Source organism: Paenibacillus sp. Soil766, from assembly GCF_001428105.1.
GTDB lineage: Bacteria > Bacillota > Bacilli > Paenibacillales > NBRC-103111 > Paenibacillus_E.
Genome location: NZ_LMSJ01000001.1, coordinates 156,598 through 170,512 on the forward strand (window position 1 = coordinate 156,598; position 13,915 = coordinate 170,512).

At 48.1% G+C, this 13,915-nt stretch carries 11 protein-coding genes; 2 read left to right on the plus strand and 9 right to left on the minus strand.

Annotated features, from left to right (window positions below; genetic code table 11):
- Positions 1–100: 100 nt before the first annotated feature.
- The 7 genes from ASG89_RS36010 to ASG89_RS00550 form a co-directional block, all read right to left on the minus strand.
- Positions 101–673: a hypothetical protein gene (locus ASG89_RS36010; RefSeq protein ID WP_235549532.1), complete on the minus strand. Its 573-nt coding sequence runs from the start codon at positions 671–673 to the stop codon at positions 101–103.
- Entirely contained in the window at positions 670–2,451 is a 1,782-nt protein-coding gene (locus tag ASG89_RS00525; protein ID WP_057308356.1) for a hypothetical protein, read from the minus strand. The genes ASG89_RS36010 and ASG89_RS00525 overlap by 4 nt, the downstream gene beginning before the upstream one ends.
- Positions 2,448–3,899, minus strand: a complete 1,452-nt coding sequence (locus tag ASG89_RS00530; RefSeq protein ID WP_057308597.1) for a glycosyltransferase family 2 protein — start codon at positions 3,897–3,899, stop codon at positions 2,448–2,450. The genes ASG89_RS00525 and ASG89_RS00530 overlap by 4 nt, the downstream gene beginning before the upstream one ends.
- Positions 3,889–4,986 carry a HEAT repeat domain-containing protein gene (locus ASG89_RS00535; RefSeq protein ID WP_057308357.1) on the minus strand — a complete coding sequence of 366 codons (1,098 nt, stop codon included), beginning with the start codon at positions 4,984–4,986 and terminating at the stop codon, positions 3,889–3,891. The genes ASG89_RS00530 and ASG89_RS00535 overlap by 11 nt, the downstream gene beginning before the upstream one ends.
- Positions 4,986–6,656: a response regulator gene (locus ASG89_RS00540; RefSeq protein WP_057308358.1), complete on the minus strand. Its 1,671-nt coding sequence runs from the start codon at positions 6,654–6,656 to the stop codon at positions 4,986–4,988. Before ASG89_RS00540 ends, ASG89_RS00535 begins: the two co-directional genes overlap by 1 nt.
- Before the next feature lie 300 nt (positions 6,657–6,956).
- A complete protein-coding gene (locus ASG89_RS00545) occupies positions 6,957–8,606 on the minus strand; it encodes a GMC oxidoreductase (RefSeq protein ID WP_057308359.1) in 1,650 nt (549 codons plus the stop codon).
- Between the two features lie 89 nt (positions 8,607–8,695).
- Positions 8,696–9,415, minus strand: coding sequence for a ThuA domain-containing protein (locus tag ASG89_RS00550; protein WP_157276484.1), 720 nt, complete (start codon positions 9,413–9,415; stop codon positions 8,696–8,698).
- 135 nt (positions 9,416–9,550) lie between these two features.
- Here ASG89_RS00550 and ASG89_RS00555 point away from each other — a divergent pair, with 135 nt between their 5' ends.
- Both ASG89_RS00555 and ASG89_RS00560 read left to right on the plus strand, forming a co-directional pair.
- Entirely contained in the window at positions 9,551–11,209 is a 1,659-nt protein-coding gene (locus ASG89_RS00555) for a GMC oxidoreductase (protein ID WP_235549533.1), read from the plus strand.
- A gap of 513 nt (positions 11,210–11,722) precedes the next feature.
- Positions 11,723–12,745: an S-layer homology domain-containing protein gene (locus ASG89_RS00560; RefSeq protein ID WP_162259660.1), complete on the plus strand. Its 1,023-nt coding sequence runs from the start codon at positions 11,723–11,725 to the stop codon at positions 12,743–12,745.
- Positions 12,746–12,851: 106 nt separating this feature from the next.
- On the opposite strand, the gene ASG89_RS36015 is transcribed toward ASG89_RS00560, so the two are convergent.
- Positions 12,852–13,211, minus strand: a complete 360-nt coding sequence (locus ASG89_RS36015; RefSeq protein WP_157276470.1) for a hypothetical protein — start codon at positions 13,209–13,211, stop codon at positions 12,852–12,854.
- Entirely contained in the window at positions 13,130–13,723 is a 594-nt protein-coding gene (locus ASG89_RS00570; RefSeq protein ID WP_057308363.1) for a LamG-like jellyroll fold domain-containing protein, read from the minus strand. The genes ASG89_RS36015 and ASG89_RS00570 overlap by 82 nt, the downstream gene beginning before the upstream one ends.
- Between the last annotated feature and the right edge of the window lie 192 nt (positions 13,724–13,915).

Here is a 13,915-nt window from a genome sequence, read left to right on the forward strand (position 1 = left end):
ATTGTTGGTCAACGAAATTCACCCTATACCAAAATTGGTGAGAGGACCAGAACATCTTACACACCTGTCCGAACATAATCGCACGCACATCATACAGCGCTTAATCCGTTGGTAACTTCACGGTAGCAAATGTTTCTTTCAGCTTGTAGTACGATTTCTTCAGCCGTTCGTGTGTTTGAGGATAGTCCCATCCTTTCCATTGATATAACGGCATGTCATTCGCGCGAAGCACGCCGTTGCTTGCAGATGGCAGGAAGTCAGCAATTGCGCCCACCCCTGGATGCTGTATGGTGTCTGCGTCCGGTTCCGGCTTATAGGTGAGGACGGCAACACGGAAACCTGACGTTTGCACGCTTGCATCAAGGCCATTCTCCCTAATGTCTCCTATCGCTTCATGCATGCTGGGATCTTTAATATTGAGTAGTTGCCAGGGAATGCGCAGCTCGACAATCGCATCCTTGGCATTCACCGCCACATCCGTAAGAGAATCGTTTTGCTGACTGTCCGGGTCACCATCGCCGAAGCGAAGCAAGCCCGTTTCATAGGATTCGAAAGGAATAAACGCAGCGTCGCCTTGCCGATTCGGAATCGTCAACGGCTTATTTAACGTCAGCATCTGTTTATGGAATACGCCATTGTTTTTCTTGTCAGCGTATGGGGCTTGCGGAATCATGCCCAGCATGCGGCCATACTGCAGTTCGTGCAGGTCGTAATGCTGTCAACCCATATCCGGGAGGTGTTCGGTCCTTTGACATCGATCGCAAAATCAAACCCGGCATCGCTAGTTAGTCCTCCTCCAGGAATCGCCGACTGCCCTTGACCTGTCACCGTATCAAGCAGGAACGTCGCATTGGTTCTCGTCCAGTCGAGCGGCTTGTCGCTCTTACCAAAATCGAGGCGGAAGTATACATACCGTTCGTCACTTGCCATATACAGACGGTCGATTTGGCGCTGCTCGTCGTAACCGTCATTATATTTCCGCAGAACGCTTGCGCCGGTTTTGCCAGCGACGGCAAGCGGCCCAATACCGGCTCTCTCCCAGTCCTCCGTTTTTCCATCCACTTTCACAATCAGCTCCGAGGCGCCAGGATCGAAGCTCATCAACCCGAAGTTTTGCTCACTCGTCTGAACGTTCGACCAGAACGGACGGCGATCTGGATTGTCGTAGTCCATGTTGTTCCACGTACGCTTGAACCACTCGTCCTGCCAGGAGAACACGAGCCCGCCGGCCATTCCTTCACGATAGATATCCTCGAACAATCGGCTGTTGATCTCCCCTTGCTGATCCTCGGACAAAAAGCCTTGATTCCAGCCGCTGACATTGCGGTGCGTCATACCGCGCGATGCGGGAACGCCGAACTCCGCCACAACGACCGGCATCCGGTGTACCTGTTTCAAATCCCGCAGGTAACCGGCGTAATTATTCTTTTGCCCCCGATAATCGATATATTCAGTGTACTTCGTTTCGTAATTCATGAATTCCGGATAGTACGGATATACATGATAGGATGCGAAATAGCCGGCTTTGAGGGACGGTGTTGGCCAGATGACGTTCGGATCGATGGATATCGCATCCTCCTTGGCACTCGGCTCTGCCGGATGCTTCAAAGGATCAGTTGTCACCCAATTCGTAAAACTGATGGGCCGTTGCCATTTGTATTTCTCCGTTTCATACTTGACGGTATCGTCCATCGCTTTCGCCAGCCACTTCTCGAATGAGGATGCCTTCTCCGTCCGGAAGTAGGTACCTTCGAAATCCGGCGCATTCACGTGTTTGGCGTTCGTAGAGATAACAATGTCAGGATCCCATTCGACCCCGATGACCCAGCCGAGCACATACGGCGAAATGTCCGCTGTGTACGAGCCGGAGGCATGGCCAGGCCTTTCAGGAATTTTGGCGTTCCCGTGAATCACGTCAATGGTGCGTCGTGTTTCCTCGGCGAAATCTTGTGAATTCTCATCGGCAAACACGTCTCCTGACGCTAGGAGCTTGTCCTCGTTCATCCAAATGCCTTGCAGCACATAAAGCGGATTTACCGTCTTCTCATTGTACGCTTTAAGCGCCTCATAAAAAGCTGGCGGATGCAGCGTATAGATGCGCACCACATTCGCATGCATGTCGCCGATATGCTGAAACCATCGGGTATACTCGGCTTTCGATATCGCCGCTTCTCCTGGGAAATGCCCCGGTTTGGCGATTCCCATATTGACACCCTTAAGCAGCAAATCTTGCGGCTCGCCATTGCGGTACACCTGCAAATATTGGCTCCCAACGTTAGCTGGAATCGTCAATCCATCCACCTTCACCGTCTCCACATGTACGCGTGGAGCGAATACCCCAGACACCAAAACCGTCGCGATACCCCCTATAAGCAGCGCTATGACGGCAGAAGCAATAAGCATTTTCCGTTTCGTAAGAGCGCTGTACCCAGCTTTACGTATTTTTCTCATTTGCCGCTGCCTCCTTGATCTACGGAAATGCCTTTGCGAACCATGTCTCCCCACTCTTGTCGTTTACCCAGAATGGCTTGTACAAGTCCTGTGCATCGCCATATCGTTTGGATCGGCCGATACCAGAATGATTCAGACAGCGCCCACCAGAACAGCCGAGATACATCTGCCACTCGGTTATATCTACCCATTCCCCATTCCTCAAGCAGTACTGCCCCCATCGATAAAAACGAGCCGTACACGATCATGGCGGCGAGCAGCAACGCACTAAAAGCGATGTTGACGTCGCCGATCAGCAAATGAACAGCAAGGAACACATAACCGATCAATTCGACGACAGGACCGAGCAGCTCGACGAACAGAAAATATGGCATCGAAACAAGTCCGATACGGCCGTAACGCGGATTGAGCATCATGCCGCGATGTCGCCATAGACTCTCAAACAAACCGCGATGCCAACGTATACGCTGCCGCTTCAAATACTTCAATTGCTCCGGGGCTTCCGTCCAGCACACAGGATCGGGAATATAGGCGATGTGCGCCTTGCTCTTCTTTTGGCGAATCAAGCGATGCAGCCGTACGATTAGTTCCATGTCTTCTCCGATCGTGCCGGTCTCGTAGCCGCCCGCTTCCAGCAGCCAATCTTTGCGAAAAACACCGAATGCGCCAGAAACGATCAGCAGCATATTCATCTTGCTTAACCCGATACGTCCCATAAGGAATGCCCGGAAATATTCGATTACCTGCATGACGACGATCGTGTTGCGAGGCAAGCGAACGTCTTCGCCGAGGTAACCCCGATCGACGACACTTCCGTTGGCAATGCCGACACTACCGCCGCAAGCGACGATTTCTTCTCCAGGCTTTGCTTCCACGATCGGCTTCATAATTTTCAGAAAAGCGTCCGGATCGAGCACTGTGTCGCCGTCTAGCGAAACGACATACGGATAATGTGCAAGATTAATTCCGACGTTCAATGCATCGGCCTTGCCCCCGTTCTCCTTGTCGGCCAACCTGAGGTTTGGATGAATGCGTGACTGGTATATGCCGCGAACCAGTTTCGTCTCTTTGTTCAACCCTGACCAACGTACTTGATGCTTGACTTCAAACATATCAAACTCGTTGATCATCTTCTGTTTCGTCGCGTCTCGGGAGCCGTCATTCACGACAATGATCTCATAGGTTTCGTAATTGATGCCAAGCAAAGAGCGGACGCTGTCGACGATGTTGAGCTCTTCATTGTAAGCTGGCACAAGGATGGATAAGGGTGGACTGAAGGATGAGTGCAGGATTTCTTCGTTTTGAAAAGATAGGGAATTTGCTTTTCTACGAATCGCACGCATTGCGACGAAGAACAGTATCATGTAAAAGAGCATAATCATAAGGATGTAGACGACAATAGTAACCGATCCGATAACTGAAGCCGATGTGATCCATTCACTCCACATTTCGTTCATAGCTTCTCCTTTCCAGCATCTCTTCCGCTGCCTCACGTGCATAACGATCGGCATGCATCGAGGCGATGCGGGCGAGATGTGCATCACCTTGCGAATAACGACCGATTGATTGCGCAGCTTCGATACGGACTGCATACCGATCGTCACCGATCATTTGTTCCAGAAGCTTCAGGTACTCAGCATTCTTGATCTCCCCCATTAACCGTGCGGCCATCAGCCGTTCCTCCCATGGATATTGACGCCAACCGGAATAACGAACAAAATGAGCTTCCTCCGCTTCCTGACTCAAATACCCGAAACCCGCTGCCGCTTTTAGCGCACGAATGCGCAGTTCATCGGTCGAAGAGCACAACAAGTGCTCAATTAGGGCAAGGTAATGCTCCGTACGAATATTGCGAGTCCGCAGCACATCAAGAAGATTACGCTGCAACAAGTCATTCCCCATGTCGAACCGATCAATTAGCTCCTCAAGCAGTTCCGTTCCTAGCGTCATCAACAATTGTCGGTAACGGTGATCGGACAACAGCGGCAGTGGACCGTATACGCCGAGCAGCCAATCTAGTAGCTTCTTGTCCTGGAATGCCGCTAAAACCCGCAAAGCCGCAAACAACTCCTCAGGCTTAATCCGCTTGCCAGTTACAATAGTGGAAACTTCCTCATGAAGTCCTTTCATTCGAAACATACCGACTTGAGCAAGAGTACGCAGCCGTACTTCTGCCTTACGATCGTTCAAACGGTTTCGATATAACGGTCCATACAACTCTTCGGCGAGACGATACACACGCTCGTGTTCCGATTGCGTCCCCGCTACACGAAGCCGGTGCGTCAAATACGCTTCAAGGGCGCGCCATTGCCATGGATGATACGGTGAAATCCGACGCGACGTCTCTCCCATCGTCACATAACGTTCGATCGGTGAATCCGGCATCGAAGCGAATGACGACCATACCGCTATCTTGTTGCGTCTTTTGTTAGATATCCATTTCCGGGTAATCAAATAACAATAAAGGGCGAGTAGTAAACAGATCCAACACATGCAAAATAAAAGGATGGCATTAAAAGCTGTTGAATCGCTCATCAGCTCCTCCCCTGCAAGAGACGACGTATACGAGCTTCAAGCTCTGGCAGACGGAACGGTTTCGTGACGTAATCATCCGTGCCCGCCCGGATGGCCTGCGCGATTTCCGTCTCGTCGCCGTTGCCAGTCAGCATCAGAATGCGATATTTATCAGCCGGATATTCTGCTCGCAAACGAGTTAGCACTTCCATACCGTTCATACGCGGCATCATTCGATCAAGAATGAGCAAGTACTGATGCTCGCTGTGATGCCATAAGTCCGAGAAGAAAGCTTCTCCGTCCGCAAATGTACGAATTTCCAGCTCTTCTCCTCCCACAACTTCCATATCGCGCAGGCGTCGCTCCAGCATGTTACGGATTAGTGGGTCGTCGTCGATGACGGCTACACGGCAAGCTCCTTTGCGCTGAATGCCTATAATCGTATGGGTTTCGCTCAAGCGATTGCGAAGGCCGAGCTTAATCTCCCTCATTGCTTCACCCAGTGCGGCAATGCAAGCATCGGGATCATACGTCCCATCCAGAGTCGTGAAAACATAAGACAGCGACATGCTGACAGCATCCCCAGCGATCTCAAATCGTTGAGCGGCAAACAATGCCGACAACCGATTTAATCTCAGCGCTATGGTTTCCACTGTGCCTTCTCGTCCCAGAAGTACAAAACGGTCCCGATCCCATCGGACAAGCAGTTCGTCCGTCTGAACCTGCGCTCTCAGCCATCCGGCGGTATGATGCAAATAACCGTCGGCCGCTGCATGGCCATATCGCTCGTTCAAGCTGCGAAATGCATCAATATCAAACTGCGCTGCCCAATACGACTTTCCTTCAGCAATTGCCTCTTGGCCGATTTGCCCCCACCGGATTCGTAAATATTGCGTATTATAAAGCCCAGTTAACTCGTCTGTCAGCATCATTCGGCTAATTGCTTGCTTGCGGCGCAGCTTGTTCAGGACGCGTACGACAAACTCATTAAAATCGAAGGGCTTGGGGATGAAGTCATCCGCACCAGACTGATACGCCCTGATGCGAACAGCGGTGTCGTTCTGAGCGCTGATTAGCAAGACAGGCACCATAAAGCGCTGCGACCGCTCCTGCAGAATGGTTAGCAAATCAAAACCGCTATGGCCTGGCATGACGACATCCAATACGATACAATCTGGCTTAAGCTCATAAAACCATTTGATCGCCTTATCGGGATAAGGTGTCGCTAAGACCATGCATCCCTCTTGTTCCAACTGCTCTTTCATCAATTGAAGAAAGGCCACATCGTCATCGATCAGCAGAACAAGCGGGCCCGGCACCTCGGAAACCATAACCGGGGCCAGGGGTTCGGCTTCCACGGTTACTGCGGATTCCCGATACGTCGATCCCACAGCTCGATGCGAAATGACCTGTACGCCGTGTATATCCGTTGCTTTCCTTAATGTCATTATTGATTCGATAAAGCGTTCAAATTCCGCCATTGTCCACAATCGCGAACCATCTTCTGTAAGATCAGTCAACAACCGTTGGGCCGCTTCCGTCCATTCTTGCAAATCAATTGTAGCCGCTGTCCCTTTAATCCTGTGCAGCAACCCGTATAGGTCAGCTTCCCGGATCGGATTGTTCGCCGAACGCCACGAAGCAATCGTTTCGTCGAATTGCCTAATAAACAGTAGCTGATATTTCTTCATCTCGCTCTTCCTTTTCTCGCTAGGGTATAGTCCATTCATTATAGCTTCCGTTCTTCCATTCGTTCAAGTTCCTTTCAATCTTGTGTACACAAAGCAACTTGAACGATGCGAATCGGCATTTGTTGTCACGAAAAAAGCAGCCTCCCATTTACTTACCATGGTCAGCTGCCGAAGATTACGAATGCTAAAATGACTTGCTGCGTTTGCTTACGACTACCGTAACTGGAAACAATTCCTAAGGATCTGGCTATCCTTGCAAACAGCTTGAAGGGAAAAGGCGCGACCATGCGGTATCTTTTCTCATTTCGGTTTAACCTGCACGATCCCCTGCCTAGCAATATGATCAGCTGTACGAATAGCAAGCGCGATCGTAGTCAATGTTTGATTCTCAGCTCCGATGTAAGGCAGAGCGCTATTGTCGGCCACATAGAGGCCGGAGACTCCATGAATTTGACCATATGGGTTCGCTACGGAAGTATTGGGATCGTCTCCGATTCGGCATGTGCCCGAGTCATGATGCAAATCGCCGAGCGGAGTCAGGCAAATAGGCGGTCTCCCGTTCTTGGCAACCAAATGTACGCCCGTGTCTTTGGCAATGCGCTTTATCCCTTTCGTCATTTGATCCACGACGCTCCAATCTGCCTCGCTCAAGGAAAAATGAACCTTTATTTCAGGAACACCGTACTCGTCAATTTTGTCCGGATTCAGCGTAATCCGATTGTCAAATCTCGGTTCGGCTTTGCCATACCCATAGAAGTTGACCGTGGTTTCACCAGTTAGTGGTCTTTCAACGCTAATCGGATACCAATAGAAGGCTTCGGGCCCGGTCATTAATACAGAATAAGGTTTATTCGGTTCCTGCGGTATCATAATATTCAGCGGACCCCAAGGAACAGGAAAATCAGAAGTAGATATCGATCCTGTTGCTTGCACGAAAGTTTGATTCGTCAGAAAGTGTCCCAATGCCCGGTGCTGAAATCCCGAATGCAAGAGCAAGCGCGGCGTCTCGAACGTACTCGCGCTCACAACAACGGTTTTGGCTTTTAGGTTGTAAGCGGTTTTATCCGGTGAAACGACCGTAACTCCCGTGACTTTTCCGTTTTCTTGAAGAATCTTTGTAGCACGTGCGTTGATCGCCAAATCGAAAGGCCTCTGATTAAGAGCTCTGGCAAGTAAGGAAATAGAACTCGTAAACATGTCTGTATGGATTTGCCCGAGAGACTGAGGCACAATATCAGCAGCAATCGGAAGAGGAGCAGCTTTTGAATACCCACTCATCCATAACCGCTCCAGCAAAATTTCCGTGAACGACGCTCCTTCGGCGAAGGCCCCAGTGACATTCATGACTTGTTCTGCAATGCCGTAATAGCTTTCCATCTCATGGACAGGAATTGGCCACTTCGCCAGATCCCACGCATGTAACCGAGGAGTAAACGCGTACCAGAATAACGTTCTGCCTCCCAACGCAAATAGCTGTCTAGCCCCCGGATATTCGGGTAAAGAACCAGGCAGCGGCTTGGATAAGTAACTAAAATAAGCTACGAGACGATCTTGGTTTAACGTCGACACGTTTCGGGCATGCGTTGGGATGATCTGGTCGCCCCGTTCAATGATGCCAATTCGTTTATTTTCCCTCTTCCATTGTTCGCAGAGTCTCCAGAGCACAGATCCTCCCCCGGCTCCCGTACCGATGATTAGAACATCATATTCCTGCTGAGCCATCTCGGAGAGCGGCGTGAGGGGAATCCAGTTGTTCAGCGTCTCTGCTGATGCAACTGGGCAAGTCGGTAAAGAAGCAATCGTTGAAGCTCCTGATGTTGTTTCGGAAGGAAGATAAACTGACATACCGGTGATGTCGAGATCAGGATGTGGAATATGCGGATTGAGCACAATGAGCTCCTCAACGGATAAAGCGTTTTTCACCGCAACAGCTCTAAGTGTTTCGTGCATGTTAGAGACCCATATCTTCAAAGACTCTCACTCTCCATCCGGCCTATTATTGTAACTTAACCTTTCAAAGTTATCACTTAAGCTCGTGATCAAAACGTTGCGAATGGCGCTGTGTTGCCGAAGGTCGGCGCTGCTCCGTGAGCGGAGGCCGCCCAACGCACCGCATTGGCGATTACCCGCAAAATTTGTTTATGATAATAGGTCGGATACGCTTCATGTCCAGGTCTGAAATAAAATATTTTCCCAAGACCGCGCGTATAGGCACACCCGCTTCGAAACACTTCACCACCTTCAAACCAGCTTATAAACACAAGCTCTTCCGGCGCTGGAATGTCAAAAAACTCCCCATACACTTCCTCCGGTCTGAGATCGATATACTCGCCGATACCTTGTGTAATCGGATGGGCAGGATTGACAACCCACAGAAGCTCCCTTTTCGCATCTTCCCGCCATTTTAAGTCACAGCTAGTCCCCATCAATCTCTGAAATAGTTTGGATCGATGTCCAGAGTGAAGGACGATCAAACCCATTCCCTGCAATACCCTTCTTTGAATGCGTGTGACGACTTCATCAGAGACCTGATCGTGCGCTAGATGACCCCACCATATTAGCACATCAGTTGCCCTAAGCACCTCCTCGGTCAATCCATGTTCTGGCTGTTCCAGGGTAGCGGTTCGAATCTGAAAGCCATACTCCCCAATGCCCTGCGCGATTGCATGATGAATACCATGCGGGTAAACCGATGCAATCTTAGGATCTGTTCTCTCATGAATAAATTCATTCCAAATGGTTACGCGTATCGGTCCCATTCCATACATCCATCCATTTCCAATTGATGTTCTCACCCAGATTCCCTCCTAGAAGCTTAAATACCCGACATGCGACATAAACATTTCAACGCCAATCATATATTGAATTAATTATCAATGAAGGATGTGAGATGTTTGAACATTTATGTAGCTGACCGCGGCGATACCTTAAATAAGTTGTCCAAGCAATTTCAAATACCACTGGATCAATTGCTCGCGGGCAATCCACACATAACCAATCCCTTTATGGACCTTGCCAGGTTACATGTAAATCTATCCTCCACTAGCGGACAGAAGCATGCCAATCGAATCACCGCCACTTTTTGTCCGCCTGTGCATGAGCAGAACTTTATGTCGAATTGGATTCCACTTACGCCCATCGAACAAATGGCTGCAACTGAATACGATGTTCTTGTTGTTGGATCTGGCGCCGGAGGAGGCGCAGCGCTCTGGCGCTTATGCGAACAACTGGGACATACCGAAAAGCGGATTGGGATCATTGAAAAGGGAGATCTCTTCTTACCCACCCATGCAGCCAATATAGCAACGATTGACGGAGATAATTTCAGATTGTATGCGCCACCACAAATCACAGATCCAATCGGGAACAGACTTCCGCAATTTCCAGGCTTGAAGCTCATCTATGCACTTGGCGGAAGAACCTTGTTGTGGGGAGCAATCTCTCCTCGAATGGCCGCTTCTGAACTGGCAAACTGGCCGGTTCCCCTTGAAGAAATGGAGATCTATTACAATATCGCCGAAGAAATAATGAACGTAACAACCACCTATACGAAAGGATCATCCATAACGCAAATCCTTCTTCAGCGGCTCCGGGACAACGGATTTCACACGGCTGACGATATTCCTATCGCTACTGATCTGGATGAAACACGGTACGGGAAGCTGCACGCGAATGTGTTTTTCAGCTCCATCGTTTTTTTGGCCAGAGCATTACGTCATCGTTCCTTTGACTTGGCCGTTAATAGCTATGCGACTAAAGTTGTGACGGATGGCGAAAGAACCATCGGCGTTCAGGTGATGACCCCGGATATGCGCTCTTATTTCATCAAAGCAAAACATGTTATTTTATCAGCCAGTGCCTTGCAGACGCCGCGTATTCTTCTTAACTCTCAAATACCCGGGAAAGCAATCGGACATTATTTAATCAATCATTCGTACTTGATTGCCACAGCTAATGTAAATACATTGGGTTTTTATGAACCTCTAGGTGCATTGGGCATTATCATCCCCGAATCCCCTGGACATCCGTATCAGCTTCAGCTTCAAGGGCCTGAACAATTTTTTAACTACCAATACGAGAAAAAACCGGTTAAAGATGATTGGCGAATCAGCTTTTTCGGTGCTTCCGGCAGGGTTGAAGCCCGGTATGAGAACAAGGTCTATATCGACCAGGGCCGGAAGGATCGTTATGGTGTTCCGGACATACAGGTCAATTTCTCATACAGCCCGCAAGATGATGCGATTATGCGTCAAATGTATACTGCTATCGAAAGAGCCTCCTCTGCTATGCAGCTTCGTTTAGCCACGTTGAACGATACACTTGCTATTTGCTTAATGCCGCCTGGCGGGGATAACCACGAAGCAGGAACATGCCGAATGGGCGATGATCCCTCTATCTCAGCCACAAATCAATATGGTCAAATTCATGGGATTTCAGGTCTATACGTCGCCGATAACAGTGTTCTTCCTTCCATGGGCGCAGTGAATCCAACATTAACTACAGTAGCTTTGGCAATCCGAACAGCCGATTACATCTGTAAGCAAATCCTCTGAGCCTTGGACCCGAGCGATTCGGGTTATTTTTTTTGTCCTTTCCCTTACCCCAGTGTATGCCTAAACAAAAAAACAGATGACTGCCCCCAGCGTAAATCCCCATAAGTACTAATGCTACAAATTTCATGATTTTCATTCCCGAAATCAATGCACCAACCTACCAACCCTAAACCTCGCAATCCGCTTCGCCTGCTCCTACTAAGGTAACCGGCTAAATAGCACAGATATTTTCAAATCTCCCTGCTCAAGTTCCCTATTTCAATTTAAGTTGAATATTTTCTTTGAAAGTATTGTTATTTTTGCATTACTCAAAATAACAAATATATATTTAGTATTTTTGAAATAGAAACTGCATCGATTCTAGTTATGACGCAGGATTATAATAGAATCACACTTAGAAAACGCTTACGTTTTTGTAGTCTAATAAGTTGAGTTTTATAGGATTTGTGGTACATATCCGTGGTACGGGAGGGAGAATTCATCCCCCTCGTCAAAGTCGAAAGGATGGTATACATGCTTAAACGTAAACTAATTCTAACAGCTCTAATTTGCAATATGTGTTTAACTTTGGCTTCAGCACCTCCTGCAAACGCTGCAGACGACGCTAAGTTCGAGATGACTGCACCCGTTACCGAAGCAGAAAACGGTGAATTTACAGTTACGTTGAAAGGACAAAATATCCAGGATTTATTTGCATACGAAGTAAAACTTGGCATCGATGCCAACAATGTCGAAGTTGTAAAAGCCACCACAGCAATTGCTGGATTCTCCGTACCACCCATACTCAAAAACAATGAAATTACTTTTGCTCATACGAAAGTGGGTAAAGTGACTGGTGAGATAGGCAACGTAGACATCGGCACCATCACTTTCAAGGCCAAAAAAGCCGGAACGACAATTATTAATTGGACCAACATTAAAATAGTAGATTCGAGTTTGGACAGCAAAACATTCTCGCCAAACGCATCTACAAATTTCGTTAAAATTTTTGGCGACCTTGCAGGCCATTGGGCCAAATCTGATATTATGCAGATGGTAGATAAAAAAGTCGTAGAAGGTATGGACGATGATCATTTTGCGCCGAATATGAATGTAACAAGAGCTCAATTTGCAACACTGCTCTCCAAGGCATTAGACCTGAAGGATGATACGGGGAATAATCCTTTTACCGATGTAGCATCTGGATCCTGGTTTGAGAACAGCGTGAAAAAGGCTTATGCTGCCGGACTTATCAACGGCATAGCGGATGACGCGTTCGCGCCGGAGCAATATATCACTCGCGAGGAAATGACAGCTATGCTATTGAGAGCTAACGCCCATGCGACAGGAATTAATATTGAAGATATGACCGTCAAAGAGTCCATCAAATTCAGCGACGAGTCAGCAATCAACGACTGGGCTAAAAAAGCAGTCGCACTTGCAGTCGAATCTGGCTTGATGAACGGCAGAACAGAAAGCGAATTTGCTCCGAAGGAGCATGCCAGTCGGGCTGAATCCGTTGTCGTTCTGAAAAGGCTCTTAGCAGAGTTGAATTAAAAAGCTTCCCTTCCCGCTATTGCTGTGGGAAGGGAAGCTTTTTTGAAATAAGAAGAAGGGATAAATTGCAAATAAGCCGCTCCTAGGGAGCGGTTTATTTGTTTAACTACTCGAAGATCTTGGAGGCAATGTATGCCATATCAATAATATCTATCCTATTATCTCCATTCATATCGGCTATCTTCGCAGTTGCCCAGTCTGCATTTGTTGAGTACTTGCCATAATGGTAAGCACCAATTGCAAGGTCACCTATATCGAGGCTTCCATTCTTGTTCAGATCTGCAGATACGACCTTAATGACCGCCGCTTTGAAAATAACTTCAGCACTGCCCAACGTTTCTACCGCATTGTCAACTTGAATCTGGGTAGCATTTACGTTATCTTTTATAGCTTTTGCTGCATGAATAGCTGCGCCGAACGCTTCTTTAGCTGCTTGCGGATATTGTCCAGGCTGTGTACCAACCATGATACATTTTTATTTGTTACCACGGCAACTCCGTCTAGATAGAGGACATTTGTTTTAGTCGCCGAATCGATTGTCGTTACTAAGTGCTTCCACACGCCTGTTTGTAATGCGTCACTACCGGCAACACTCTGTTCACCACCACCGTTATTAATTGCTGAATGCAGTTTCCCGCTCCATAATTTTGGGGTTAGAAACTCATACTTGGTTGAATCGACTCCAAGGGCGTATAGCCATTGGTTTGAACTGCCGCCACTCCATTTTACCCATGCTGCGATTGTAATATTGTCCATCCCGTTTAAAATACCATTAGGAATTTTCACATAAGACGCAGTCGTCGAATTGGAGGCCCCTCCTGCCAAAACATAGCTTTTACCGTCCACACCTGTATCCCTAGTAATTGCGTTGACATATGTACCGTTGAAACCGTTGCCTGAAGAATCCTGCACTGTAGTCCCGCTTGCCTCGTCAAACTTGTACCAGAGCTTGAGATTTGTATCGGTTGCAGCTTTCACGGCAGGTTACACGCCAATTATGCTCGCTAAAACAGCCGCAGCCATAACCAGAGAGACAATTTTTCTAACTTTTCTCATCTTCTGAACTCCTTTTTTAAGAAAAGGTGGCCTTTAAAATAATTGTAATTCGAATTCTGCCCTATCCCGATTATTGAGAAAGGGCAGAACTCTCATTTCAACTAGCTATTACTT